The sequence below is a fragment of the Xanthomonas sp. LMC-A-07 genome, assembly GCF_030208825.1.
Lineage (GTDB): Bacteria > Pseudomonadota > Gammaproteobacteria > Xanthomonadales > Xanthomonadaceae > Xanthomonas > Xanthomonas campestris.
In genome coordinates, this window is record NZ_JARVTF010000009.1 from 150,851 (window position 1) to 175,689 (window position 24,839).

Below are 24,839 nucleotides of genomic sequence, written 5' to 3' on the forward strand. Positions count from 1 at the left end.
ACATGTAGTTTCGTAGCGACGTCGGAAGGGATGAAGCGTCGCGCGCCCGGGGATATTTGCATGACTGAAAACATGGCTGCGGGTGGGGAACTCGCAGGACTGAAGGTGATGGTTATCGATGATTCGAAGACCATTCGCCGCACTGCCGAAACGCTGCTCAAGCGCGAAGGCTGTGAAGTGGTGACAGCGACGGACGGATTCGAGGCACTGGCCAAAATTGCGGACCAGCAACCTCAGATCATTTTCGTGGACATCATGATGCCGCGCCTGGATGGGTACCAGACGTGCGCGTTGATCAAGGGCAACCAGCTCTTCAAGTCGACGCCGGTGATCATGTTGTCTTCCAAGGATGGCCTGTTTGACAAGGCACGCGGCCGCATCGTCGGCTCCGAGCAATATCTGACCAAGCCATTCACCCGTGAAGAACTACTGAGCGCGATCCGTACGTACGTCAACGCCTGACCAGGGGGAAAGGCAACATGGCTCGAATCATATTGATCGAGGACTCGCCCACCGACCGGGCAGTCTTCAGTCAATGGCTGGAAAAAGCTGGCCATACGGTCGTCGCCACCGACAACGCCGAAGAGGGACTTGAGCTGATTCGCAGCCAGGCGCCCGATCTGGTGCTGATGGATGTGGTGCTGCCCGGCATGAGCGGCTTCCAAGCCACACGTGCACTTGCGCGCGATCAGGCAACCAAGGACATCCCCGTGCTGCTGGTCAGCACCAAGGGCATGGAAACCGACAAGGCCTGGGGATTGCGGCAGGGCGCAAGCGACTACATCGTCAAGCCGCCGCGCGAGGACGATCTGATCGCGCGCATCAAACAACTGGTACGTTGATGCGTTCTCCATTCGACATTCTCGAAGACTACGAGCGCCGTAGCCTTGCGCATGCCACGCCGCTGCCGGAACGTCAGTTCTCGGCCGATATCTGGCGTGGCGTGGGGTATCGCGTCGGCACCCGCCGGCTGGTCTCGGATTTCCGCGAAGTCGCCGAAATCGTGCCGATGCCGCCGGTGACGCCGGTGCCGGGCGCGCAGCCCTGGCTGCTGGGCGTGGGCAACCTGCGCGGCAACCTGTTCCCGGTGATCGATCTGAAGCAGTTCCTGGAGGGCCGGCGCACGGTGCTGCAGGAAGGCCAACGCGTGCTGATCATGCGTCAGAGCGGCGGCGACGTCGCGCTGACCATCGATGAGCTGTACGGCCAGCGCAGCTTCGAACAGGCGCAGGCGGTCGAACCGGGCGAGTTGGCGCAAGGCCGCTACGCCCACTTCATCGATCGTGCTTTCCGCAACGAGACGCAGGACTGGGGTGTGTTCTCCCTGGCGTTGCTGTCACGCACTCCTGAATTCCGGCAGGCCGCGGCCTAAGCCGCGACCCCGCCACGTCATACAGATCGAGGTCGAACCATGAGTACCGCCCCGGACGCCCGCAAGACCAACAAGCTCGGCAGCGTCAGTACCAGCTTCTGGCTTGGCCTGCTGGTGTTGTCGATGATCGTGTTCGGCGCCAATACCGGCGTCGCCACCTGGCAAGGCAGCCGCCTGGCCGGTGCCAGCACCGGCGCGGCCGACCTGCAGGTGCTCTCGCAACAGCTGGCCAACCAGGGCCGCGAAGCGGTCTCCGGTGACGCCAAGGCCTATGCCGCGTTCAAGGAGACCAAGGGCCGCATCGACAGCACCGTGAGCGAACTGGATGGCCGCTACGGCCAGGAAGGCTCGGTCTCTGGCGCGATGGCGCAACTCAAGTCGACCTGGGTGCCGCTGAGCAAGAACGCCGACCAGGTGATCGCCAGCGAACCGGCCGTGCTCGGCCTGGCCGGCAATGCTGACCGCTTCTCCGGCAGCGTGCCGCAGCTGCAGGCGCAGTTGAACGAAGTGGTGCGCGCAATGACCGTCAGCGGCGCGCCCGCGTCGCAGATCTACAACACGCTGCAGCAGGTCGTGGTCGCCGGCACCATGGCGCGCCGGGTGACCGAAATGCGCGCTGGTGGCGCCAATGCGGCGTCCTCGGGCGACGCGCTGGCACGCGACTCGGTGGTGTTCACGCAGATGCTCGAAGGCCTGCGCGCCGGTAACGACGAACTCGGCATTGCCGCAGTGCGTAATCCGGCAGCGCTGTCGGCACTGGAGCAGTCGCAGGCGCAGTGGACGACGATGAAGAAGGACGTCGACGCCATTCTGGCCAGCTCGCGCAATCTGTTCGCCGCGCAGTCCTCGGCCGCGGCGCTGACCGCCGGTTCGAGCAAGATGCTCGACGACAGCAAGAAACTGTTCGATGCGTTCTCCGCATTCGGTTCGGTGCGCGACACGCGCCTGTTCCCGAACTTCTGGCTGGGCGTGGTCTCCGGTTTGCTGGCGCTGCTGGCGATTATCGGATTCGTGTGGAGTACGGTGCGTGCGCGCTCGCGCGAGCAGGACGTGCGCTACCAGTCGCAGGTGGAATTCAATAGCCGTAACCAGCAGGCCATTATGCGGTTGCTGGACGAAATCAGCTCGCTCGGTGAGGGCGACCTGACCGTCAAGGCCTCGGTGACCGAGGACATGACCGGCGCCATCGCCGACGCAATCAACTACGCCGTGGACGAGCTGCGCCACCTGGTGACGACGATCAACGACACCTCGGCCAAGGTGGCCGTGTCGACCGAGGAGACCCAGGCCACCGCGATGCAGCTGGCCGATGCGGCCGGCCAGCAGGCCAACCAGATCACCACGGCTTCCGAGCGCATCAGCGAAATCGCCGCCAGTATTGAGCAGGTGTCGCGCAACTCCACCGAGTCGGCCGAAGTGGCGCAGCGCTCGGTGGTGATCGCCGCCGAGGGTGCCGGCGTGGTGCGCGAGACGATCCAGGGCATGGACCAGATCCGCGACCAGATCCAGGAAACCTCCAAGCGCATCAAACGCCTGGGCGAGTCTTCGCAGGAGATCGGCTCGATCGTGGAACTGATCAACGACATTTCCGAGCAGACCAACATCCTGGCGCTCAACGCCGCGGTGCAGGCCGCCTCGGCAGGCGAGGCCGGTCGCGGTTTCGCGGTCGTGGCCGACGAAGTGCAACGCCTGGCAGAACGCACCTCCAGTGCGACCCGACGCATCGAAGGCCTGGTCCAGACCATTCAGGCCGATACCAACGAGGCGGTCAGCTCGATGGAGCAGACCACTTCCGAAGTGGTGTCCGGTGCACGCCTGGCCGAAGACGCCGGCACCGCGCTGACCGAAATCGAGCGCGTGTCCAACGCACTGAACAACTTGATTAAGAACATCTCCATCGCCGCGCACCAGCAGTCCGCTGCGGCGGCGGACATCACACAGACCATGGGCGTGATCCGTCAGATCACCAGTCAGACCTCGCAGGGTGCAGGCAAGACGGCCGCGTCGATCGGCAATCTGGCCCAGCTGGCGGCCGATCTGCGCCGTTCGGTTGCCGACTTCAAGCTGCCGGCGTGACCACGACGCGGAACGGGAAAGGATCAGCAGATGGCGCGTAGTCGCGTTACGTCGATGCAGGAATGGGCCAAGCGCCGCAATTGCGGTCGTGCGGTCGTTGTCAGGGGGCTGCAATGAGTGCGCTTCGCGATGCGATGAGCCACGCCGCACTGGGCTGGGTCAAGCCGGAGCTGGATGAAACGTTGCGCCAGGCGCGCAACGAGATCGAGTACTTCGCCGAAGAACCGTCCGACACCAGTCGGATGCGGTTCTGCGCGGGCTATCTGCACCAGGTGCAGGGCACGTTGCGGATGGTCGAGCTGTACGCGCCGGCGATGGTGGCCGAAGAACTGGAACTGCTCGCCAACGCGGTGCAGGCCGGTGAGGTCAGCGACCGCGACGAGGCCTGCGCGATGCTGATGCGCGGCACCGTGCTGCTGCCCGATTATCTGGAGCGCCTGCAGAACGGCCACCGCGACATTCCGATCGTGCTGCTGCCGCTGCTCAACGAGATCCGTGCCACGCGCGGCCAGCCGGGCCTCAACGAGAGCGTGCTGTTCGCCTTCGATCCGCAGGCCGGTGTTGCTACCGAGGCCGAACTGGATCACGCCCGCGGCAGCCTGAGCGGACGTAACCGCGAATTGCTCGACACCGTCGGCAATGCGGTCAAGGAAGAACTGCTGCGCGTCAAGGACGCGCTGGATCTGCATCTGCGCACCGGCGGCGACATCGCCGAGCTGCAGACCCAGGTCAAGGAACTCGGCAGCGTGGCCGACACGCTGGGCATGATGGGCCTGGGTGTTGCACGCAACGTGGTGGTGCAGCAGCGTGACGCGCTGGCCCGCGTGGTCGATGGCCAGGTGCAGATGGACGAAGGCGTGCTGCTGGATATCGCCGGCGCGCTGCTGTACGTGGATGCCTCGCTGGACGATCAGGTCGCCAGCCTCGGTGCCGACGTCGGCGAAGCCGGCGATGAAGCCAGCACCAGTGCCAGTGCGTCGGAAGTGCGTCGTACGGTTGACGTGCTGGCGCAGGAAGCGATTGCCAACTTCGGTGCCGCGCGCGAACACTTCGTCGCCTTCATCGAGACCAACTGGGACCACGCCCGCCTCACCGACGTGCCGCATCTGCTGGGCGAAGTGGGCGGTGCGCTGCGGATTCTGGAATTGCCGCAGGCCGCCGATTACCTGGAAGGCGTGCGCCGTTATGTCGATCTGGAACTGATCGGCAAGCAGCGCGTTCCCAGTGGTCGCCAGCTGGACACCCTGGCCGATGCCATGGCCAGCCTGGAGTACTACCTGGAAGCCCTGCGCGAGCGCCGTCCCGGCCGCGAGGAAATCCTCGACATCACCCGCAACAGCCTGGAAACCCTGCGTTACTGGCCGTTGCCGTCGGGCCAGCCGTCCGAACTGCCGGTGGGTGCCGACCAACCTGGCGCGGCCGAACCGCAGCCTGCGGTGGTGCCGTTCGCACAACAGCTCAGCGAGCCGAACCCGGCCGCCAACGACGCCGCGCCCGCTGCGTCGCTGGAATGGGCCAACGAGACCGTGCATGAAGCGCCGTTTGCAGACAGCGCGGTGCAGGACACCGGCGCTGCGGCAACCGACAGCGTGTTCTCGTTCGACCCGGTGGCTGCGGAAGAAACCGTGTCCGGCCAGTCGCACGTGCCGTTCACCATTGCCCCGGTGGCCTTGTCCGATGACGGCGCGCAGGCGCCGGGCAGCTGGCAGCTGGACACTACCGAGCAGAGCGCACCGCCGACGTTGTCGGCGTTCGACCCGGTCTCGGCCGAGCAGGACGGCAGCGATGCCGAGGCCGCGCAGGTCAGCTATACCGTCGATCTGAGCGCGCTGGAACAGGACTTGCCTGTCGTGCCGGTGGTGGCCGAGGATGCACCGCTGCAGATCGAGCAGATCGACCTGCCGGGCGAAGACACCATTGCGCCGCTGGAGTTCATCACCCCGGTGCAGTCGCAGCGTGCCGGCAGCCTCGAGGATGCGTTCTCGCCGCCGCCCCCGCAGGAAGACGACAACCCGTTCGTGGAATCGGCGCCCGAGCCGACGCCGGAACCGGCCGAACCGACCACCGAGGCCGCGGGCCCGCGCGTGCAGCAGGCCACGGTCAGCGAATTCGAGCTGGACGATGCGTCCGCCGCGTTCCTGGCGCAGCTGGATGCCGCTGCCCAACAGTTCGACGTCGATGGTGCACCCGCCACGCCGGTAACCGCCGATGCGGCAGCGACGCCGGTTACAGACGCACCTGCGCCGGTCGTGGCAGAGGCCGGTATTTTCGGCGGCTTCGGCGACAGCGATATCGATGACGACATCCGCGACGTATTCCTGGAAGAATTCGACGAGGAACTGGTCAACCTGGGGCAGCTGCTGCCGGTGTGGCGCGCTGCCCCGCACAGCCAGGAAAATCTGCGCCCGATCCGCCGTGTGTTCCACACCCTGAAGGGCAGTGGCCGTCTGGTGGGCGCCAGCACACTCGGCGAGTTCAGCTGGAAGATCGAGAGCATGCTTAACCGCGTGCTCGACAACTCGCGGCCGGCCAGCCCGGCGGTGGTGGCGATGGTCGAACTGGCCTACGAGGTACTGCCGCAGTTCAACGCCGCATTGCGCGACCAGGGCCGCATCAGCGCCGATCTGCCGGACATCCAGGCCGTGGCCGAGCGCGTGGCCGCTGGCGAAGAAGCCTATTACGTGCCCGCCGTGCAGGCCGTGGCCGAGGCGCCGGTGATCCCGGCGCTGCCCGCCGGCACCGCGCCGATCACCGAAGGCACGCCCGCGTCGGTGGACAGCGTGTTGCGCGAAATTTTGGAAGCGGAAGTCGCCACCCATCTGGAAACCGTGCATGGCTGGCTGCAGGCCGCCCAGCACGGCCCGCAGTTGGCAACCGAAGAGCTATTGCGTGCCGTGCACACCATGAGCGGCGCGTTCGCCATGACCGATGTGCCGGAAATCACCCTGGTCACCACGCCGGCCGAAAGCTATGTGAAGCGCCTGCTTGGTGCGTCGGCCACGCCGTCTGCAGAGGGCGTGGAAGCGCTGGCTGCCACCGCGGCGGCGATCGCCACCACGGTGACCGCGCTGCGCGCCGATGCGCCGCTGATTCCGTCGTTCGCGCCGCTCACCGAGCGCCTGCGCGGGCTGGTGGACGAGCTGCCGGAAGCGCAGTGGCCGCCACAGGTGTTCCTGGACGAACTGGAAGAGGTGGATGCCGCGCAGGACACCGCCGGCATCGAACTGACGGGTGTGGAAGACCTGTCGCGCTACGTCGATGCGGATGCCTTGGCGACCACCGGCGATGTGTCTGCACAGACCGCTGGCGACGCGACGCTGGACACCCAGCCGCAGGGAGACACGCCGATTGCGGTCGACGAACTGGCCACCGCCGAAGCCGACGACAGCAGCGCGCTGTCGCTGGACGCCGCCGCGCCGCGCGAAACGATCAGCGACACCGCCGAACTCGAACAGCAACTGCGTGAAGCGATCGACGCGGTGCCGATGTCGGCCGATGCCTCGCGCGAGAAGACGCCGCAGGCCGACAGCGATGCCGATGCGGAGCTGGCCGCCGCGCAGGACACGGTTGCCGACGAGCCCGTGCTTGCCGCCGATGCCTGGGACGCGACCGATCTGCAGACCACCGCGCCGGCCGATGTCGATGCGCATGCTGGTGATCGGACGCACGAGGATGCGACGACGGATCACGCGGCTGACGAGGCCGAGCACACCGCGCACGCCGAGACAGAGGCCGCGACCTTTGCAGCGAGCGATGCGGTGGCCGTCGATGAACTCGCCGATGCCGAAGCACGCCTGGGCGACGCGCAGACCCTGGACGTGCCGTCGCTGGATGAGGTGCAGGCCGAGCAGCACGCGTCGAGCGATCTGCAGGCCGAGCAGGGCGAACAGCCTTCCGAGCAGACGCACGCCGATGCCGATGCACTTGGCGAGCATGCCGAACAGCAAGATCAAGATCGCGAAGAACACGCGGCCGATACGTCGGTCGAGACAATCGACGCGTTGGAAGCGGTGCACGCCGGGACCGACGCGAACGATGGTGCCTATGCCCCGGTAGCGGAAGAATGGACACCCGAAACCGCCGCGCTGGATAGCGTGGACACCACGCACGCGATGCAGAATTCCGAGCAGCACGAACTGCCGCACGACCACGTGCAGCCATCCGAGCACTTCGACGCGCAGGACGGCGACGCCGCCCACGATCACGACCAGCAGGTGGCTGACGAGGCCGCGTTGCTGGCGGTGGATGGCGCGCAGCCACTCGATGAGTTTGCCGCATCGAGCGAGACCGACGCAGCGCAATTGGACGACGCTCCGCTGGAGCACGCAGAGGCAAGCGACAGCGTGCCGGCGCAGACTATCGAGTCGGTGCAGGCGTTCGAGATGGCGCAGGTCGCCGGCCGTGTGGAAGAAGCCAGCGATCCGCTGGCCGACACGTTGCCGAGCGAGGCGATTGCCGACGCTGCACCGGCGCAGGATGCACCCGCTGGCGATGCCAACAGCAGCAACGACCAATTCGCCGACGCTGCCGATGGCGGCAGCGATCAGGACGCCGCACAGCTGCACTACACCACGCGTGACGAGCACGCCGAGCAGGACGAGCACGTCGAACAGGACGCGCAGGAAGAGCCCGCCGTCATCACAGAAGACGCAGCAGCCACCCCAGAAGAAGACACCGCGCCGGTGGCCTTCAGTGCGCCGGTGGAAGAGGCCGCACCGGCCGACACCACCGCCAACGATGCCGGCGCCGCCTTCGATATCGGCCCGCTCAACTTCGACGAGCTCGATGGCGAACTGGTCGACATCTTCGTCGAGGAAGGTCGCGACCTGCTCGACCATTGCGATGGCCTGATCGCCCGCATGCGCGAAGTGCCGGAAGACCGCGATGTCCTTAATGGACTGCAGCGCGATCTGCACACGCTCAAGGGCGGCGCGCGCATGGCCGGCATCAACGCCATCGGCGACCTTGGGCACGCGATCGAATCGCTGCTCGAAGCCGTGGCCGCCAACCGCACCGACATCGATCGCGATGACGTGCGGCTGTTCGAGCGTGGCTTCGATCGCCTGCACCAGCTGTTGACCCGCACCGGCATGCACCGCGCCGTGGCGATGCCGGTCGACCTGGTGGAAGCCTTCGAAACCCGCACCCGTGGCCGTAGCACCGCACCGCAAACCGATGCCGATGTGCGTGCCATCGCCAAGGCCTCGGTCGAGCCGGCGCCGTTGTCGGCACCGATCCCGGTGGATGGTCAGGTCGAAGAGGATTTCCTGCCGCGCGTGCAGCAGGAGCAGGTGCGCGTGCGCGCCGATCTGCTCGACCGTCTGGTCAACCACGCCGGCGAAGTGGCGATCTACCGTTCGCGGCTGGAGCAGCAGCTGGGTGCCTTCCGCGGCGCCATGGGCGAACTGGATCGCACCAACGCCCGTCTGCGCGACCAGTTGCGCCGTCTGGATCTGGAAACCGAAGCGCAGATCGTTGCGCGCTATCAGCGTGAGCAGGACCAGGGCGATCGCACCTTCGATCCGCTGGAACTGGACCGCTTCTCCACGCTGCAGCAGCTCAGCCGCGCGTTGAACGAATCGGCGGCCGACTTGGGCGGCCTGCAAGGGGTGCTGGAAGACCTCTCGCGTCAGTACGACGGCCTGCTGCAACAGCAGTCGCGCGTCAGTTCCGAACTGCAGGAGGGCCTGATGCGTGCGCGCATGGTGCCGTTCGATGGCCTGGTGCCGCGCCTGCGCCGTGTGGTGCGCCAGGCGGCTACCGAAACCGGCAAGCAGGTGCATCTGGTGCTGGAAGGCACCCAGGGCGAACTGGACCGCAACGTGCTCGACCGCATGGTCGCGCCGCTGGAACACATGCTGCGCAACTCGGTGGCGCACGGGCTGGAAACGCCCGAGCAGCGCCGCGACGCCGGCAAGCCGGAAGAAGGCAGCATCGCGATCCGTCTGCGCCGCGAAGGCTCGGAAATCGTGCTGGAAGTGGCCGATGACGGCGCCGGGCTGGACCGCGAGGCGATCCGTCGCCGTGGCGAACAGCGCGGCCTGATCGAGCCCGGCCAGGAGCTCAGCGAGGCCGAACTGGATGGCCTGATCTTCGCGTCCGGCTTCAGCACCTTCGACCAGGTCAGCCAGCTGGCTGGCCGTGGCGTGGGCATGGACGTGGTGCGCAACGAAGTGCGTCAGCTTGGCGGCTCGGTGGACATCCACTCGGTGCGCGGCCAGGGCGTCACCTTCACCCTGCGCCTGCCGCAGACGCTGGCGGTCACCCAGGCGGTGTTCGTGCGGATCGGCGAAACCACCTTCGCGGTGCCGGTGGGTTCGGTCAGCGGTATCGGCCGCATCTCGCGCACCCGTTACGAGTCGGGCGAGGGCGGTTACCACTACGCCGGCGAAGAGTACGTGCTGCACGACCTCGGCTCGCTGGTCGGCCAGCCGGTTGCGCGTGCCGATGGCCAGGCGCAGGTGCCGTTGCTGCTGGTGCGTGCCGGTGATCTGCGCGCCGCCGTGGCGATCGACCAGGTGCTGGGCAACCGCGAAATCGTGGTCAAGCCGGTGGGCCTGCAGATTGCCTCGGTGCCGGGCATCTACGGCGCCACCATCACCGGCGATGGCCGCGTGGTGGTAATCCTGGACGTCGCACCGCTGGTGCGCCGTTATCTGACCCAGCCGGCACGTCCGGCACTGGAAACCCCGGCCGAAGCACAGCGCCAAGTACCGTTGGTGATGGTGGTGGACGACTCGCTCACCATGCGCAAGGTCACCAGCCGCGTGCTGGAACGCCACAACCTGGATGTCACCACCGCACGCGATGGTGTCGAGGCCTTGGAACTGCTCGAAGAGCGCGTGCCGGACCTGATGCTGCTGGATATCGAAATGCCGCGCATGGACGGCTACGAGCTGGCCACCGCGATGCGTGCAGACCCGCGCTTCAAGGCCGTGCCGATCGTGATGATTACCTCGCGCAGCGGTGAAAAGCATCGCCAGCGCGCCTTCGAGATTGGCGTGCAGCGGTACCTGGGCAAGCCTTACCAAGAGTTGGATCTGATGCGAAACGTGTATGACCTGCTGGGGATCGCCCGTGTCCGAGAATAATGGCGCTATGGGAACTCCAGTGGCCCTGCTGGGCCGGCCCGGGCAGGCACGCGAGCGTCTGCGCGAAGCCCTGACACTGGCCGGTGCGCAAGTCGTGCTGGAAGACGAGCCGGCGGCGGTCGACGTGCAGATGCTGCGCGATGCCGAGCCGGTCGCGGTGCTGGTCGCGCTGGAGCCGGCAATCGAGGATGCGCTCGAAGCCCTGGAGCCGGCCTTCAACATGCCCGGCGTCACGGTGATTTTCGACGAAGCCGAGCTGACCGTGCGCCGCGAGGGCTGGGAAGCGCAGCGCTGGGTGCGCCATCTGGCCGCCAAGCTGCACGGCCATGCCGATGTGCTGCCGCCCGGCACCGAAAGCGAGCCATCGCTGCAGCCGGAGCCGGGCCTGGCGTTCGTCTCCAATCGTCAGGATTCGGACCTGCAGTTGGATCAGCATCTGGAAGCGGCCGCGCATGCCTTCGAACGCGTGCCTGGCGATGCGATGTTCAGTCACGTAGCCGAGGCCGCACCTGCGGTGTCTGCGTCGACACCGGCGCTGGGCGATTCCAGCACCTGGGGCCTGGTCGATGAGGTGGCCGTGGTGGTGCGTCCGCGCAGCGAGCCGGATATGGCCGCGCTGTCCACGGGCAGTCTGTCGCTGGTGGATCTGGATCAGGCCGCGGCCAGCAAGGGTGCGGTGCTGGTGATGGCCGGGATTGGCGGGCCGGATGCGATCCGCCGCCTGCTGGCCGCGCTGCCGCCGGCCTTCCCGCGCCCGCTGCTGGTGCGCATGGCGCTGGATGGCGGGCAGTACGGCAACCTGGTGCGGCAGATGGGCCGGGTGTCGGCGTTGCCGGTGGAGCTGGGAGAGATTGGCCAGCCGATCGAGGCTGGCAAGGTCTATGTGTTGTCCGACGAGGTCGGCGTGCAGCAGCAGGCCGGTGCACTGGCCTTTGCCGCGCAGACCGACCCGGCGGCGCTGGTGGCCGCGTTGCCGCCGGCCGACAGTGCGGTGCTGATGCTCAGTGGTGCCAACGAAGCACTGGTCGAGGCCACGCTGGCCCTGGCCGGGCAGGGTGGTTGGGTAGCCGGGCAATCCGCCGATGGCTGCTACGACCCGGCCGCCGCCGCGCGCCTGGCGCAGCAGGGCATGCTTTCCGGTGACCCGGCCCAGTTGGCGCAGGCGTTGGCGCAGCGTTGGCCGGCGTAAGCCGGGCGTTCCCACCCAGATTGGAAGACAAGCGATGAGCTACGCCAACAATGACGAAATCCGCGGCGTCCTGATCCAGGCCGGACAGGAGCGCGTGCTGCTGCCCAACGCCACGGTGGCCGAGGTGATGTCGCGCGTGGCGGTGGAACCGCTGGCCGACATGCCACGCTGGATGGTGGGCCGCATCGACTGGTACGGCTGGAAGGTGCCGCTGCTGTCGTTCGCGCGCCTGAGTGGCATGGGCGAAGAGCCCACCGCGCTCAACAACAAGGTGATCGTGCTGAAGGCGCTGGGTGGCAACCCGGTGCTGCCGTATTTCGCATTGCTCACTGCCTCGTTCCCGCAGCTGATCTCGGTGCCGCGCGATGGCCTGCTGGCCGACGCCTCCGAAGATGTGCTGCCCGACGGCGTGCACATGCGCGTGCTGCTGGGCGAACAGAGTGCGTTGCTGCCCGACCTGGACGCCATCGAGGCGCAGGTGGGCCAGGCGCTCGCCGCCGCGGCCGCCTGACACCAACGCCCCACGGCTGCGTGACCGCCACGCAGCCATGTGTGCCATCGCCTCCGGTAGCGAACGTAGCGACGCGATGGATGCGTTGCAGCGCTGCTCGTTTAGAGCGGCCACCAGTGCTCTGTTTCAGCCGTCGTTCTTTCTATCCAAATGAGCCGCGCATGCTGCGGTTGCGTGCGGGCGTCGCCCTTGTTGCTGCGGCTACGCATTGTGCGAATAGCCTGCTCGAAACGCTGTTTTTCGCGATGCAGTTGATCGGCGCGAGCGTGCCGCGTTTGGGCAGGATGCGTCGTTCGAGCGCGCCACCGTGAGCATCCCGGTGTTTGCACCGCTACGGCATGCCGACGGCGTGGTGTTGTGCGACCTGGCCGTGGTGGACCCAGCAGCCATGGCCGACTACCACACCCGCAATCGCGCTCACCTGGCCGATGCCATGCCGGCACGGCCGCCGGCGTTCTACACCACCGATGGCTGGCGGCGCCTGTGCATCGCGTACCGCACCGCAGTGCCGGGCGAGCGCGAACTCCAGCTGGTGTTGCTGATGGAGAGCCAGGTGATTGGCACGCTGGGCTTTACCCAGATCCAGCGCGGTGCGTTTCAGGCCTGCCACATGGGCTACGGGCTGGATGCGCAGCAGCAGGGCCGTGGCCTGATCCACTGGGCTGCCACCCAGGGCATTGCTTTTGTATTCGAGGCGCTGGGCCTGCACCGCGTGATGGCGCAGTACGTGCCCGACAATCAGCGCAGTGCGCGCGTGTTGCAGCGCCTGGGCTTCCAGGTGGAAGGGCAGGCGCGCCGCTATCTGCAGTTGAACGGCGTGTGGCGCGACCATGTGCTGACCAGCCTGCTGCGTGAGGATGGGTTTCCGGCCGAGGAGTGATGGATGGCCTTTGAGTAACCGTTGCACTCGGTTGCATGCGCCGGATCGGTCACGTTCCCAGTTGTTGTTGAGTTGGCGCTGATGACCACGTTGCGGAATAACTCGCATCTGTATGCATCGCGCCGCTTAAGGACGTCTGGGGACGGCAAAAGCCACATCGTGTGAGGCGAACGCATACGTCGTCTGAGTGTCAAAGCCTTTGCGGCCCAGCGGCTACGGCTGCTCGACAGGCCGCTGGCGTCACTCCCGCGCGTTGCTGGAAGACATGTCCACGCGCAGTTGGTCCACTGCCAGCTGTGTGTCCTGCAAAACGTCCACGCGCGTTGTCCAGTCGCGTTGCTGAATCTGCTCGCGCAAACCCGCGGCCCAGCGCTGTACAGCCGGTGTGTCGGGCGCTGCAGCCCACAGACGGATGCGCGGCGGCGCAGTGCTGGGCGCACGTTGGGCGAACCACGCGGTAGGGCGTACCGAAAGTGCGACGACCTCGCCTGCGGGTCGTGGCGCCGGGGATGGCTTGGCGTGGACCTGCATCGCAAGCGACGCTTCGGCAGGCAGCGGTGCCGACTGGATATCGCGCTGCGCGTCGTTATGGATGAGCGGTGCGCGACGCGCTGATGCGCTGAACTGACCGACCACGGTTGCAGCCGGGACGGATGCCATGTCGGCAGGCGATATGGAGGATGTGGATCTGCTGCGGTCCATCACCGAGGGTAGTGCCTCTGCCTCTGCCTCTGCCTCTGCCGCGGCCGCTGTGCGAGGCATCGCAGCAGGGCGCGTCGGTGTTGTTTGTGCAAGCAACGCATCGGCAGACGCATCTGCCCGGCTCGCGGCGATCGGTGCAGGGGGTGGTGGTGCTGGGGTAGGTGCGGCTTCGGCTGCAGCATTGCCTTCTGCCATCGGTTCCGGCAACGACGGCGCCGCTGCGACTGCGAATTCGGAGGGCGCCGGTGGCGCTGGTGCCGCTGCCGGTGGTGCAACGGCAGGCGCCAACGGAGGCGCAGGGTTCGGCAGCGATTTGGCTGTGACTGCGGGCGCTTCGGCAGGCGAGGGCGGAGCAGGTTGCGCAGATTCAGTGGAAGATGCAGGTGCATCGATGGGCGCCTGCACGGCCATCGAAGACGCTGCGGGCGCATCGATCAGCTGTGCCATCGGAAGTGGTGGTTGGCCAGAATCCGTCGTTGCTTGATGTGCATCCGATGGGGGGGCTGGCGCTACGTCCATCGCAGCATCGGGCACGGGTTGATGGGCCTGCCATTGCAGCCCCACACCGACGGCGAGCGTGATCGACGCGGCAAATGCGAGTGTCGGCATCCAGCGCCGCCGCCGTGTGCTCCTGAGGGTTGGCGTTGCGGGCACATGCGTGTCAGCCATGGCAGGTTGCTGTGCTTGCGTCGTTGCCGCTGCGGCCACCTCGCGCGTATCGTGTTCGGAGGCGGGCTGAGGAACAGGTGCGCTGGAGGCTTGTACCGCGTGTGCGTGCACATGCTTGCCCAGGCGATGATTGTCGCTGTCGCTGTCGCTGTCGCTGTCGCTGTCGCTGTTGGTTTTGTTGTTGCTGTTTATTTCAAACCGACGCGCTGAGGTAATCCCCGAGTGATCATTCACCTCAGCAGGTGCAGCCGTTCCCGCGGATGTCTCCGAATCCGACAACGCATCGCCGCGCGATGAAACGCTGCGAACAAACGCGGCGGGCCGCTCCGCCAGCTCCACGTGCTGTTGCGCGTCGATCCACGCGCGCGCCTGCGCGCTCAATGGCGCACCGACTGCCTGCACGGCGTCGCCGCCGTGTGCCAGTTGCGTCTGCACTGCCTGTCGCTGCGACGCCTGTGCTTGATCGGCCTGCGCGGCGGCTGTGGCGAATGCTGCGTGCAGGCTGGCAGGTGGCTCGAAATCAAACGTCTGCGCTCCCGCAGCGTGGATCACTGGCGCCGACCCGGCTTGCGCTTGCGGTGCTTCTGCTGCGGCTCCTGCTGTGGTTGCCGCATTCGCTGCCGCTGCCCGTGCCGCCTCTAAAAACCACGCATCCATCCCCGCTGGGGGCGCGTACGCAGGCAGTGCGCGCAGCAGCGCCGAGATGCCGTCTTCGCCCGCCAGGAACTGCTCGAACAGTGCGCTCATTGCACCGCATCCAGGCTGACGCGTAGCTTGGCGAATGCATAGCGCAGGCGGCTTTTCACGGTCTCGAAGCCTTCGCCCACCACGTGGGCGATTTCTTCAACACCAAGTTCGGCAAAGAACCGCAGCACCACCACTTCGCGCTGCGCATCCGGCAAGGCCATGACCGCAGCGCGCACGCGGTGCTGCTGTTGGCCAAGCATCGCCAACTGCTCGCCCGACAACTCCTGGTCGGGCAGTTGCAGATGCGCGTCGTCCAGTGCGGTCGAGGTGGTGTGGTGGGCGCTGCGGCGCGTGTCGATCCACGCATTACGGCCGATCTGGAACAGGAATGTGGTGAACGCGGCCTGCCCGGGCCGGTAGTCGCTGCATCGGGTCATCAGCTTGACCCAGGTCTTCTGCGCCAGGTCTTCGGCCTCGCTGAGATTGCCCTCGCAGAGCCAGGCCAGAAAATTGAACAGCGCACGGTTGTGGCGCTGGAACAGCATGCTTGCCGGTTGCTCGATGAAGCCATTGGCGACGAGGAGCATGAGCTCCTCGTCGGGAAGTTGCGCAAGATCGGTCGATGGCATGCGCGCAGTGTAGAGCGCGTGCTGCGTGGTGCAATGGCTCATTGCCAGCTCAGCGCGCATGCCATCTTCCGGGGAACGTCCTAGCGATCAGTCGTTAGTGGCAAGCGGCCGGCTGCTCAATGCGTCTGCCTGCTGCAGCAGCTGCAGGAAATCGGCGCGGTAGCCATGCCGGTCGCTGCCCAGGCTGCCAGCCGCCAATGCGCGCAGCTGCGGGTAATCCCAGCCGTGCAGCTGGCTGCCGCCACGCAGACGTTGACCAAAGCCGGCCACCGCTGCCGAAAAGCGGAACGCATCGCTGGTGGCAGCGAGCGCTTGCTGCTGGTTGGCACGCACCACGGTATCGAGCAGACGGCTGCGCTGCGCCTCCGGCAGCTTGTAGCGCAGCTTGACGTGCGCCAGCTCGTTGCCGGTCGTAGGCTGCGGGCGCCGCGCCGCGGTGGTGGCGTAACGCAGCGGGTCGACGGAGGCGGCGCCCTGTGCCGGGGTGATTTCATACAATGCGGTGACAGTGTGCCCGGCGCCGATGTCGCCGGCGTCGACCTGGTCGTTGTTGAAATCCTCGCGGCGCAATGCACGGTTTTCATAGCCGATCAGGCGGTATTCCTTGACCGTGCCCGGATTGAATTCGACCTGGATCTTGACGTCGCGCGCGATGGTGGCCAGTGTCGACCCCAGTTCGTGGGTGAGCACCTTGCGTGCTTCCAGCGCCGAGTCGATGTAGGCGTAGGCGCCATCGCCGGCGTCGGCCAGTTGCTCCATCAGCGTGTCGTTGTAGTTGCCGGTGCCAAAGCCGAGCGTGCTCAATGCCACGCCGGAACGGCGCTTTTCGGCCACCATGCCCTTGAGCTGGTCGAAATCGGTGACGCCCACGTTGAAGTCGCCATCGGTGGCCAGCAGGATGCGGTTGATGCCGCCGCGCAGATACGCCTGCTGGGCCGCTTTGTAGGCCAGCTCGATGCCACTGGCACCGGCAGTGCCGCCGCCCGATTGCAGGCTGTCGATGGCTTCGACGATGCGCGTTTGTTGGTCGCCGGATGTGGGTGGCAACACCACGGCGGTGCTGCCGGCGTAGGTCACCAGGGTGATGCGGTCCTGCTTCCGCAGTTGCCGCACCAGCAATTTGAGCGATGACTGCAGGAGCGGCAACTTGTCTGGCGCGTCCATCGAGCCGGAGACATCCACCAGGAACACCAGGTTTGCGGGCGGCAACGCGGCGGTTGGCACATCGCGGCCGGCGACGCCGATACGCAGCAGCAGCGTGTCGGTGTTCCAGGGCGTGGGTGCCAGTTCGGTGCGTACCGCGAACGGCGTGCCATCCGTCGGCGCCGGATCGTCGTAGCGGAAATAGTTGATCAGTTCTTCTACGCGCACTGCATCCACCGGTGGCAAGGTGCCGGCATTCAAGAAGCGGCGCACATTGCTGTAGCTGCCGGTATCCACGTCGATGCTGAAGGTGGAGACCGGCTGTTCGGCGGCCTGCACGATCGGGTTGTCGCTCAGCGTTTGATAGGTCTCACGGTTCTCGGTGGGCGGGCTGGGCGGCGTTGGCATCAGGCGCTCATGCATGTGCATCGGCGCTGCGAGTGCGACCGCCGGGGCAGGGGCTGCGGGGGTGGAAAGCACCGGCGGTGCAGGCAGCATTGGGCGTGACGCTGTCTTGGAGGCATACACGTTCCCTTGTGCACGCTGGCGCAGTGAGCTTTCGACCTGGGGCGCCACCATGCTGGTCTCGGGTAACGGCAGGTTTGCCGCTGAGTCCGCTACCGGCGGCTGCTGTTCGCGTGGTTTGGCAGCGTCGTGGGTGAGCGACGGGATGGTGGGCTGATTGCTGCTGCAGGCGCCCAGGAGCAGGGCGAGCGCAAGAAGGCTGTGGCGCGGCATACAACGTCCTTTGCTTGTCGAGAACAAGCGTGGCGAGAGAAGAGGTCCGGAGGTCGCCGTGCACTGCGCCTCTGAACGTCTAACGGGCCAGGATGGGAAACGGGGTTAACCGATGCGACATTTTTTTCGCCGACTTGGCGGCTGCGTTCGCGCTGCCGTGGATCGCGTTGTGCGCGGATCCGCATGCACGGCAGCGGCGTTGTGGTTTATCGGCGCGCCCCGCTGTCGCATCATGGGAGGCTGCCGCTGATCGCGCGGTCACCTGTTTCCGTCACGGAGTGCATCTGGATGATCCAACGTCGTCACTTCCTCAAGAGCGCCACGCTGGGCGCCATTGCCTCCGGGCTGGCCGGGTGGGGCGCGCGTGCGCGGGCAGCTGCGGGCGCGGCCACTACGGCACGCGTGCCGGTCCTGCCCGCTGGCGCGCCGCGGGTGATCTCGACCTGGGATTTCGGCATCGCCGCCAATCAGGCGGCCTGGAACATTCTGAAAGCCGGCGGCAAGGCGCTGGATGCGGTGGAAGCGGGCGTGCGCGTGCCCGAGGCCGATGCCAGCAATCCCACCGTGGGCCTGGGTGGCTATCCGGATCGCGACGGGCGGGTGACCCTGGATGCCTGCATCATGGATCACCTCGGCAATTGCGGGGCGGTGGCTTCACTGGAAGATGTGGTGCACGCGATCTCGGTGGCGCGCGCGGTGATGGAAAAAACGCCGCACGTGATGCTGGTGGGCGATGGTGCGCGGCAGTTCGCGCTTGAGCAGGGGTTCCCAAAGACCAAGCTGCTGACGCCCAGTTCGGAGGCGGCGTGGAAGGAGTGGTTGAAGACGTCCAAGTATTCGCCCGAAGCCAATATCGAGAACCGCGCCTGGCGCGATGCCAAGCTGCCGGGTGGCAAGGACAACCACGACACCATCGGCATGCTGGCACTCGATGCGCACGGCAATCTGTCCGGCGCGTGCACCACCAGTGGCATGGCGTGGAAGATGCACGGCCGGGTCGGCGATAGCCCCATCATCGGAGCGGGGCTGTATGTGGACAACGAGGTCGGTGGTGCGACCTCGACCGGCGTTGGCGAAGAAGTGATCCGCAATGTCGGTAGTTTCGCGGTGGTGGAAATGATGCGCCAGGGCAAGTCGCCGGCAGATGCATGCCGCGAGGTGGTGATGCGACTGGTGCGGCGCAAGCCCGAGCTTACGCGCACGCTGCAGGTGGGCTTTCTGGCGATGAACAAACGCGGCGAGGTCGGCGCGTTCGCGATCCAGAAGGGTTTCAGCTACGCGGTCTGCGATGCGCAGCGGCAGGACCTGCTGGTGCCCGGTGAGAGCCACTACCGCAACGAGCCCGCCGCATGAGTGCGGCAGACGTCGTGGTGGGATTGGAAGTGGCGGCCGATTCGGTGGGCTCGGCATTGGCCGCGCAGGATGGCGGTGCGATCCGCGTTGAACTCTGTGGCGGGCTGGATGGCGGTGGGCTGACGCCCTCGTTCGGCACCTTGGCAGTGGTGCGCGAACGTCTGCATATTCCGCTGTATGTGCTGATCCGCCCGCGCGTGGGCGATTTTGTTTTCGACGCTGCGGAAGTGGAGGTGATGCGGCGCGACGTGGAGCAGTGCGTACGGCTGGGCTGCGACGGCGTGGTGCTGGGCGCGCTGGATCCGCAGGGGCAAGTCGACCTGCCGGCGATGCGTGCGTTGATCGAGGCCGCAGGAACGCTGGGCGTGACGTTCCATCGCGCGATCGATGTCAGCGCCGATCCCGCACGCGTGCTGGAGGATGCGATTACGCTGGGTTGCGAGCGTGTGTTGACCTCGGGTGCGCGTGCGAGCGCGCTTGAAGGTGTAGAGACCATTGCTGCCCTGGTGCGGCAGGCCGGCGAGCGGATCAGCATCATGCCGGGTGCGGGTGTCTCGGCGGCCAATGTACAGGCACTGCGCGCAGGCACCGGTGCGCGCGAATTTCATGCCTCGGCGCGCGGCCCGGTGGCGGCACAGGTGCACGCACCGCATCCGTACATCACTGACCTGGGCGGCGATTATCAACGCACCGACGTGGCGCGCGTGCGCAGCATCGTGCAGTTGTTGCAGACAGCGTAAGTGGCGGGTGCGGGCGGGCTGCTACTGGGTGCTTGGATTGCCTGATGGTGGCCTGGTGAAGCGTGGGCGCACCAGTAGCGGTTGGTTATTACGCAGCTCACGCGCTCGCTCAACGCACCAACCCCAATCAACGCACGATTAATTTCGCCGGGTCGATCACCACATGCTTGATGCGCTGGCGCTTCCAGGTGTAGCTGATGTGCACCAGGCCATCGCGGGTCTGGATCACGGCCGGGTACGAGAATTCATCTTTCGGGCTGTCTTCCAGGGTGAGCACGCGGCGCCACTGCACGCCGTCGTCTGACACCGCAACGGCCAGCGTGCCGCGGCCATCCCACCATTGCTTGCCGGCGATGCCCGCGTTGTAGACGAGCAGGGCGCGGCCGTCGCGCAGCATCACGGCATCCGTGCCGCTGTTGGGGTTCTCCACGTCCAGCAATTGCATTGGCTGCCAGTGCAGCCCGCCATCGTTGGAGAAGGTACTGAACAGTTTGTTTTGCTGGCTGCGGCCAAGCGCTTGCAGGCGGCCATCGGCGTGCAGCAACAGGCTGGGCTGGATGGCGCCGATGGTGGCGGCGTCGTTGAGCGGCAGGCCGCGCTGCCAGTGCGCGCCGTCGTCATCGCTCCATTCCAGGTGGGCGCGCCAACCGCGGTCCTCGCTGCTGCTTGGGGCCAGGATGCGTCCATTGGGCAACTGCAGAGGCTTGTTCTTGATCGGCCCGAGAATGCCGTTGGGCAAGCGCTGCGGGGGCGACCACTGCGCGCCGTCATCGGTGGAGGTGATGCGCAGGCCCCACCAGTCGCGCGGGTTGGGGCCGAGCTTGTAATAGAGCTGCACCGGGCCATGCCGGGGCTGGAACAGCACCGGATTCCAGGCCGGCAATGCCGCGCCATCTACGCCTGCGTGCGCGCCGTCTGCGATGCGGCGTGGTGTCTGCCAGTGCTGCGGACCGCGTTGGGCGAGCCAGATACCGACATCGAGCGCACCCTCGTGTGCGCCGCCGAACCAGGCCGCAAGCAGGGTGCCATCGCGTGTTTCCAGCAAGGTCGACGCGTGTGCCTGCGGGGTGGGCGCGGGGTTGGCGATGAACTCGCTCAGCACCACGGCCGGGGGTGCAGGCGCGGGTGATTGCGCCTGCGCGCATAGCGCGGCCAGGCTCAAGACAACACTGGTCAACAGGCATGCCGGTCGCATCGTGGTTCAGTTCTCGACGGATTTTAAAGATACCTGTTTATCAGCTATTGAATGCCATTGCTTTGGTTATCCGAGGTGGTTCCGGTTGCCGACCACGGCGGGGAGCGCGATGTCATCACACTCGCGCCCCGTTGCGCTGGCTGGACGTCTTTGGTGACGGTGCCTATCGCCATTGCGCAGAATTTCGCCGTGGTCGGACCCTAGTTGGCTCGTTGCGCTGTTGAGGGCAGAGCTTTCGCCCCGTTGGGTCGAGTCACTTTTCTTTGCTTGTGCAAAGAAAAGTAACCAAAAGAAAGCACACCCCGTCCTCGCGCCTTCCGCGCTACGCGCTCCAGGTCCGCAGGCCATCCGGGAATTTTTCAAAGGGACGTCCCTGTCCCTTTGAAAAACGTCGCGCATCCATTCGTGGCGCCCCGATGGGGTTTGACCCGGAGCGCCTGCCGCTGCGGTATGGGGCCCCAGGGAGCAGTAGCAGAGGCAAATGCAGAAGCCGAAACCGAAATAAGAGTGGGAGCCTGTCTGCAGTTGCTGGTGCCAAAGCCCAAGCTTTGCTCGTGCTCGTGCTCGTGTCGATGCTTTTTAAGTTCAATCGCAATAGCCAGTCGCATGCCTGTCGGCGTGCAGTGCATCGACCGCCGATACGGCGCGACGGTGACGGCGTGGAAATGCTGGAGCAGCGACAGCAACAGCCAGGCAGGTTTACGGAAAGCAGATCTGCGGCAGCTGCGGTTGCAGTTGCGTTGGGGCGGAGTAGTGACGTGCACTGCCACGCAATCGATACCAGCGCTAAGGCGGATTTTTGGCGCCTGACGTTCAAGCAAAGAGCCAAACAAGAAAGTAAATAACGCAGAACAAACGCCACGCCAAAGCAGTGCGTTGCAGTGTTGCCCTGAGATTGCATCCGGCTAGGTGCGCGTCGCTACCAGCGTGCCGGCCCCATCACCGGCCGGGTCGCGCGCCTGTCCATGCAGGCGGTGGCGCGGCGTGGGCTCGACGCATTCAGTACAGCCGTGGTGATCCCACCATCTGCGTCATCGTGCGAGCGGTCGGCAATACGGCGACACATCGCATTCCCGCAAGCCGGGCATGCGGGAGGTTGAGGCTGTCTCTGTGATCGAGCGTGGTGTTGGCGATGCCGGCGATCGGTGACCCACAAAGGGGGCCGGTCTGCGCGCCGGTGACAGCAATGGTGCTATCGCCCGTGTTGCCAACGCGCGGCTGCGCTGCGCTCAGGCGGCGTCTTGGTCGCGGCCTTGCGGGGGCAGCAGGGTCTGCGGTTGTTTGGCCGCGTGGGTCTGGACCAGGAAGGTCATCAGGTGCGTCGCTTCGGTGCTGCCGATCGGTTTGCTGGGTGCGTGCTTGCTGTGGACGTGTTCGGCGAAGGCGTGCTGGGTCTGCTCCGGAACCGCGGAGACAGGGTCTTGCGTAACGGTGGACGACGACATGAAACGCTCCTGGAACCAACCAACTGACCGCCGTTCAAACGGACGACGGGAATGCGCCGCTCTCTCTGTATAGCGACGTGAGCCGGTGATCTTGCCTTGAATGTGGTCCGTCCGATACCACGCGGGCCGCGGACGGTGCACGAGCACCGGATGTCCAGTTAACGGCGGGGCTGCTGGGCTCTGAAGGGCCCGTGGCCCGGCGGCTGGATGGCGGTTGCCTGCCGGTGGGGTTGGCGGTGGCGAGCCTGATCGCTGGAGTGGCGGATGGAGGCTTCTGGTTCGTGCGGGCGCACGTTGGCCTGAGCTGTCAGCAACTAGCCGGCGGGACTGACCACCAGCGATCAGCCGCTAGCGGCCAGCCGCCAACCGCCAGTAGCCAATTACCAAGCGCCACCACTACTCACCAATCACCAATCACCTGACCACTGCGTACGCGCGACGCAGACGCACAGCCCGCACGGTCCCTGCCGCGCTCACTCCTTCGGCGTCATCCATACCTGCTGCTGCAGGCCGCGCACGCTCGGCTTGGGGGTGCTGTCCAGGTCGAACACCACCACGGTGTTGTCGCCCTTGCGCTGGAACGGGGCGGGGTAATACAGCGCCCGTTGCGGGCCGATGTTCCAGTGCCTGCCGAGGTTGACGCCGTTGGCCCAGGCGATGCCTTTGCCGAATGCGCGCATGTCCAGGTAGGTGTCGGTGGGCGTGCCGATGCGCAGGGTGCCGCGATGAAAGGCAGGGCCTTGCACTGTGTTGCGGGTCCAGCCGCGGATGCTGTCGGGCGAGCGCATGGGGAGCGGGAACGCCTGCCAGTTGGTGAGTTGCTGGTTGTCCAGCAGTACCGGGTCGACCAGGCCGGCGCGGCCGTCGGCCATGCGCGGGCCGTAGTTGATGCGGCCGCTGTTTTCGACCAGCACATCGAGCGTGTGTTCGCCGGCCGGAATATCCACGTTGGTGGAGACCTGCTGCAGGCGACGCTCGACGCTGGCGACCGGCTTCTTGTCCAGATACACGCGTGCTACGTCGCGCACCTCGCCCAGATATAGCGAACCCTTGCGCGGGCCGGTGACGGTGGTGCGATACAGGATGTAGCCATAATCCTGGCCAAAATGTTCCATCGGCTGCGGCGTGGCGATGGCGATGGGCGCGGGCAGGTTGTCCCACAGCGAGGCCGACTCGCGCAGCGGTGCGTCCTTCAGCGCGGCCATAGCGATCGGTGCGGGCAAGGCCGGCGGCTGCACGCCGGTGACGCGCGTGATGGCATCGCGCATCAGCGCGAACTTGGGCGTGGGGCGGCCGGCTTCGTCCAGGATGGCGTCGTAGTCGTAGCTGGTAGTCTGCGGTGCGTAATGGTCGCTGGGATTACCCTGGAAATTGGCACCGTTCATGAAGCCGAAACTGGTGCCGCCGATGAACATGTAGAGGTTGGCCGAGTGGCCCTGGCGCAGGATCCATTCCAGTTCTTCGGTCTGCTGCTTGGCGTTGGTGCTCGCGTGCGGCGTGCCCCAATGGTCGAACCAGCCGGCCCAGTATTCGCCGACCATGCGTGGTTGGTCAGGCTGAAACTTGATCAGTTTGTCGAACGCACTCTTGGCCTCGCCCGGGGCGAAGTTCACCACGGCCAACGTGCCCGGCAGGGTGCCGTTGGCAAGCATGTCTGCGCCGTCGGAGGTAAACAGCAGCGCCTTGTCGAAGCCGGCCTTGACGAACATGGCGCGGTTGTCGGCCATGTAGGCATGGTCGTCGTCGTAGGAGCCGTATTCGTTCTCCACCTGCACGGCAATGATCGGGCCGCCGTTGTGGTTGAGCAGCGGTTGTATCTGCTTTGCCACCGCATCCAGGTAGGCCTGGCTGGCGCCGAGAAAGCGCGGGTCGCGGCTGCGCACACGGATGTTGTCCTTGCCGAACAACCAGGCTGGATACCCACCGGCTTCCCATTCCGCGCAGGCGTACGGGCCCGGCCGCAGGATCACGTTGAGGCCTTGCGCGGCGGCCTCGCGTACGAACGCGGCCACGTCGTTATTGGCGTTGAAATCGAATTGCCCCTGCTGCGGTTCGACTAGGTTCCAGAACACGTAGGTTTCCACGGTGTTCAAACCCAGCGCACGCGCTTTTTGCAGGCGGTCTTTCCAATAGGCGCGCGGAATGCGCTGGAAATGGATGGCACCGGAAAGCACTTGGTACGGCTTGCCGTCGCGCACGAACTGCGTGCCCTGGGTGGCGAAGGTGGGCCACTGGTCATCGCTGGCGGCCGTGGCGGTGATGGGCAGTGCGATGGCCAGGGCCAGGACGAGCGGGGCAAGCGTGGTACGCAACATGGGCAATTCTCGGCAATGACGAATGACGAATGACGTGGGGCGAGTGACACGAACGGATGGCAGGCCAGGCTGCAGTGCCGGTGCTGCGTGCACCGCAGGCTGTC

The 24,839-nt window shown here is 66.0% G+C and carries 17 protein-coding genes; 11 read left to right on the plus strand and 6 right to left on the minus strand.

Features of this window, described 5'->3' with window-relative positions; genetic code table 11:
* The first annotated feature begins 60 nt into the window (after positions 1 to 60).
* The 9 genes from pilG (at position 61) to QRM89_RS11125 (ending at position 13,119) form a co-directional block, all read left to right on the plus strand.
* Positions 61 to 462, plus strand: a complete 402-nt coding sequence (gene pilG, locus QRM89_RS11085) for a twitching motility response regulator PilG (RefSeq protein WP_011038048.1) — start codon at positions 61 to 63, stop codon at positions 460 to 462.
* Positions 463 to 479: 17 nt separating this feature from the next.
* Complete coding sequence (locus QRM89_RS11090; RefSeq protein ID WP_011038047.1) at positions 480 to 842, plus strand: response regulator; 363 nt, start codon at positions 480 to 482, stop codon at positions 840 to 842.
* The gene (locus QRM89_RS11095; protein WP_014508568.1) at positions 842 to 1,372 is read left to right on the plus strand and encodes a chemotaxis protein CheW; all 531 of its coding nucleotides are present in this window, start codon (positions 842 to 844) and stop codon (positions 1,370 to 1,372) included. Before QRM89_RS11090 ends, QRM89_RS11095 begins: the two co-directional genes overlap by 1 nt.
* A gap of 39 nt (positions 1,373 to 1,411) precedes the next feature.
* Positions 1,412 to 3,448, plus strand: coding sequence for a methyl-accepting chemotaxis protein (locus QRM89_RS11100; RefSeq protein WP_011038045.1), 2,037 nt, complete (start codon positions 1,412 to 1,414; stop codon positions 3,446 to 3,448).
* A 113-nt stretch (positions 3,449 to 3,561) separates the two neighbouring features.
* Positions 3,562 to 10,539 carry an Hpt domain-containing protein gene (locus QRM89_RS11105; RefSeq protein WP_285448041.1) on the plus strand — a complete coding sequence of 2,326 codons (6,978 nt, stop codon included), beginning with the start codon at positions 3,562 to 3,564 and terminating at the stop codon, positions 10,537 to 10,539.
* Between the two features lie 7 nt (positions 10,540 to 10,546).
* A complete protein-coding gene (locus QRM89_RS11110) occupies positions 10,547 to 11,728 on the plus strand; it encodes a chemotaxis protein CheB (protein WP_116921598.1) in 1,182 nt (393 codons plus the stop codon).
* A gap of 34 nt (positions 11,729 to 11,762) precedes the next feature.
* A complete protein-coding gene (locus QRM89_RS11115) occupies positions 11,763 to 12,239 on the plus strand; it encodes a chemotaxis protein CheW (protein WP_012437706.1) in 477 nt (158 codons plus the stop codon).
* 161 nt (positions 12,240 to 12,400) lie between these two features.
* Positions 12,401 to 12,550 (plus strand): hypothetical protein, encoded by a 150-nt coding sequence (locus QRM89_RS11120; protein ID WP_285448042.1) that lies wholly within the window; start codon positions 12,401 to 12,403, stop codon positions 12,548 to 12,550.
* Positions 12,547 to 13,119 carry a GNAT family N-acetyltransferase gene (locus QRM89_RS11125; RefSeq protein WP_116921599.1) on the plus strand — a complete coding sequence of 191 codons (573 nt, stop codon included), beginning with the start codon at positions 12,547 to 12,549 and terminating at the stop codon, positions 13,117 to 13,119. Before QRM89_RS11120 ends, QRM89_RS11125 begins: the two co-directional genes overlap by 4 nt.
* 240 nt (positions 13,120 to 13,359) lie before the next feature.
* Here the strand turns inward: QRM89_RS11125 and QRM89_RS11130 are convergent, their stop codons facing one another.
* The 3 genes from QRM89_RS11130 to QRM89_RS11140 form a co-directional block, all read right to left on the minus strand.
* Positions 13,360 to 15,237 (minus strand): hypothetical protein, encoded by a 1,878-nt coding sequence (locus QRM89_RS11130; RefSeq protein WP_343237680.1) that lies wholly within the window; start codon positions 15,235 to 15,237, stop codon positions 13,360 to 13,362.
* Complete coding sequence (locus tag QRM89_RS11135) at positions 15,234 to 15,806, minus strand: sigma-70 family RNA polymerase sigma factor (protein ID WP_042594995.1); 573 nt, start codon at positions 15,804 to 15,806, stop codon at positions 15,234 to 15,236. The genes QRM89_RS11130 and QRM89_RS11135 overlap by 4 nt, the downstream gene beginning before the upstream one ends.
* Positions 15,807 to 15,893: 87 nt before the next feature.
* On the minus strand, positions 15,894 to 17,378 hold the full coding sequence (locus QRM89_RS11140) for a VWA domain-containing protein (RefSeq protein ID WP_285448044.1): 1,485 nt from the start codon (positions 17,376 to 17,378) through the stop codon (positions 15,894 to 15,896).
* 597 nt (positions 17,379 to 17,975) lie between these two features.
* Between QRM89_RS11140 and QRM89_RS11145 the strand changes: the two genes are divergently transcribed.
* Both QRM89_RS11145 and QRM89_RS11150 read left to right on the plus strand, forming a co-directional pair.
* Positions 17,976 to 19,040 (plus strand): N(4)-(beta-N-acetylglucosaminyl)-L-asparaginase, encoded by a 1,065-nt coding sequence (locus QRM89_RS11145; protein WP_285448045.1) that lies wholly within the window; start codon positions 17,976 to 17,978, stop codon positions 19,038 to 19,040.
* The gene (locus tag QRM89_RS11150) at positions 19,037 to 19,780 is read left to right on the plus strand and encodes a copper homeostasis protein CutC (protein WP_161962010.1); all 744 of its coding nucleotides are present in this window, start codon (positions 19,037 to 19,039) and stop codon (positions 19,778 to 19,780) included. Before QRM89_RS11145 ends, QRM89_RS11150 begins: the two co-directional genes overlap by 4 nt.
* A 127-nt stretch (positions 19,781 to 19,907) precedes the next feature.
* Here QRM89_RS11150 and QRM89_RS11155 read toward each other — a convergent pair whose 3' ends face one another.
* The 3 genes from QRM89_RS11155 to galC form a co-directional block, all read right to left on the minus strand.
* Positions 19,908 to 20,975, minus strand: coding sequence for a sialidase family protein (locus tag QRM89_RS11155; RefSeq protein ID WP_285448046.1), 1,068 nt, complete (start codon positions 20,973 to 20,975; stop codon positions 19,908 to 19,910).
* Positions 20,976 to 22,204: 1,229 nt separating this feature from the next.
* Positions 22,205 to 22,420 carry a hypothetical protein gene (locus QRM89_RS11160; protein WP_014508557.1) on the minus strand — a complete coding sequence of 72 codons (216 nt, stop codon included), beginning with the start codon at positions 22,418 to 22,420 and terminating at the stop codon, positions 22,205 to 22,207.
* A 473-nt stretch (positions 22,421 to 22,893) separates the two neighbouring features.
* On the minus strand, positions 22,894 to 24,735 hold the full coding sequence (gene galC, locus QRM89_RS11165; protein ID WP_285448047.1) for a beta-galactosidase GalC: 1,842 nt from the start codon (positions 24,733 to 24,735) through the stop codon (positions 22,894 to 22,896).
* Positions 24,736 to 24,839 lie beyond the last annotated feature (104 nt).

What these genes read in the sequence shown, in the direction of transcription:
- QRM89_RS11120 (WP_285448042.1), top strand. Translation starts at nt 12,401, where the DNA reads ATGCTGCGGTTGCGTGCGGGCGTCGCCCTTGTTGCTGCGGCTACGCAT.
- QRM89_RS11140 (WP_285448044.1), bottom strand. Translation starts at nt 17,378, where the DNA reads ATGCACATGCATGAGCGCCTGATGCCAACGCCGCCCAGCCCGCCCACC.
- QRM89_RS11115 (WP_012437706.1), top strand. Translation starts at nt 11,763, where the DNA reads ATGAGCTACGCCAACAATGACGAAATCCGCGGCGTCCTGATCCAGGCC.
- QRM89_RS11105 (WP_285448041.1), top strand. Translation starts at nt 3,562, where the DNA reads ATGAGTGCGCTTCGCGATGCGATGAGCCACGCCGCACTGGGCTGGGTC.
- QRM89_RS11160 (WP_014508557.1), bottom strand. Translation starts at nt 22,420, where the DNA reads ATGTCGTCGTCCACCGTTACGCAAGACCCTGTCTCCGCGGTTCCGGAG.
- QRM89_RS11100 (WP_011038045.1), top strand. Translation starts at nt 1,412, where the DNA reads ATGAGTACCGCCCCGGACGCCCGCAAGACCAACAAGCTCGGCAGCGTC.
- QRM89_RS11130 (WP_343237680.1), bottom strand. Translation starts at nt 15,237, where the DNA reads ATGAGCGCACTGTTCGAGCAGTTCCTGGCGGGCGAAGACGGCATCTCG.
- QRM89_RS11145 (WP_285448045.1), top strand. Translation starts at nt 17,976, where the DNA reads ATGATCCAACGTCGTCACTTCCTCAAGAGCGCCACGCTGGGCGCCATT.
- QRM89_RS11090 (WP_011038047.1), top strand. Translation starts at nt 480, where the DNA reads ATGGCTCGAATCATATTGATCGAGGACTCGCCCACCGACCGGGCAGTC.
- QRM89_RS11135 (WP_042594995.1), bottom strand. Translation starts at nt 15,806, where the DNA reads ATGCCATCGACCGATCTTGCGCAACTTCCCGACGAGGAGCTCATGCTC.
- QRM89_RS11110 (WP_116921598.1), top strand. Translation starts at nt 10,547, where the DNA reads ATGGGAACTCCAGTGGCCCTGCTGGGCCGGCCCGGGCAGGCACGCGAG.
- galC (WP_285448047.1), bottom strand. Translation starts at nt 24,735, where the DNA reads ATGTTGCGTACCACGCTTGCCCCGCTCGTCCTGGCCCTGGCCATCGCA.
- pilG (WP_011038048.1), top strand. Translation starts at nt 61, where the DNA reads ATGACTGAAAACATGGCTGCGGGTGGGGAACTCGCAGGACTGAAGGTG.
- QRM89_RS11155 (WP_285448046.1), bottom strand. Translation starts at nt 20,975, where the DNA reads ATGCGACCGGCATGCCTGTTGACCAGTGTTGTCTTGAGCCTGGCCGCG.
- QRM89_RS11095 (WP_014508568.1), top strand. Translation starts at nt 842, where the DNA reads ATGCGTTCTCCATTCGACATTCTCGAAGACTACGAGCGCCGTAGCCTT.
- QRM89_RS11150 (WP_161962010.1), top strand. Translation starts at nt 19,037, where the DNA reads ATGAGTGCGGCAGACGTCGTGGTGGGATTGGAAGTGGCGGCCGATTCG.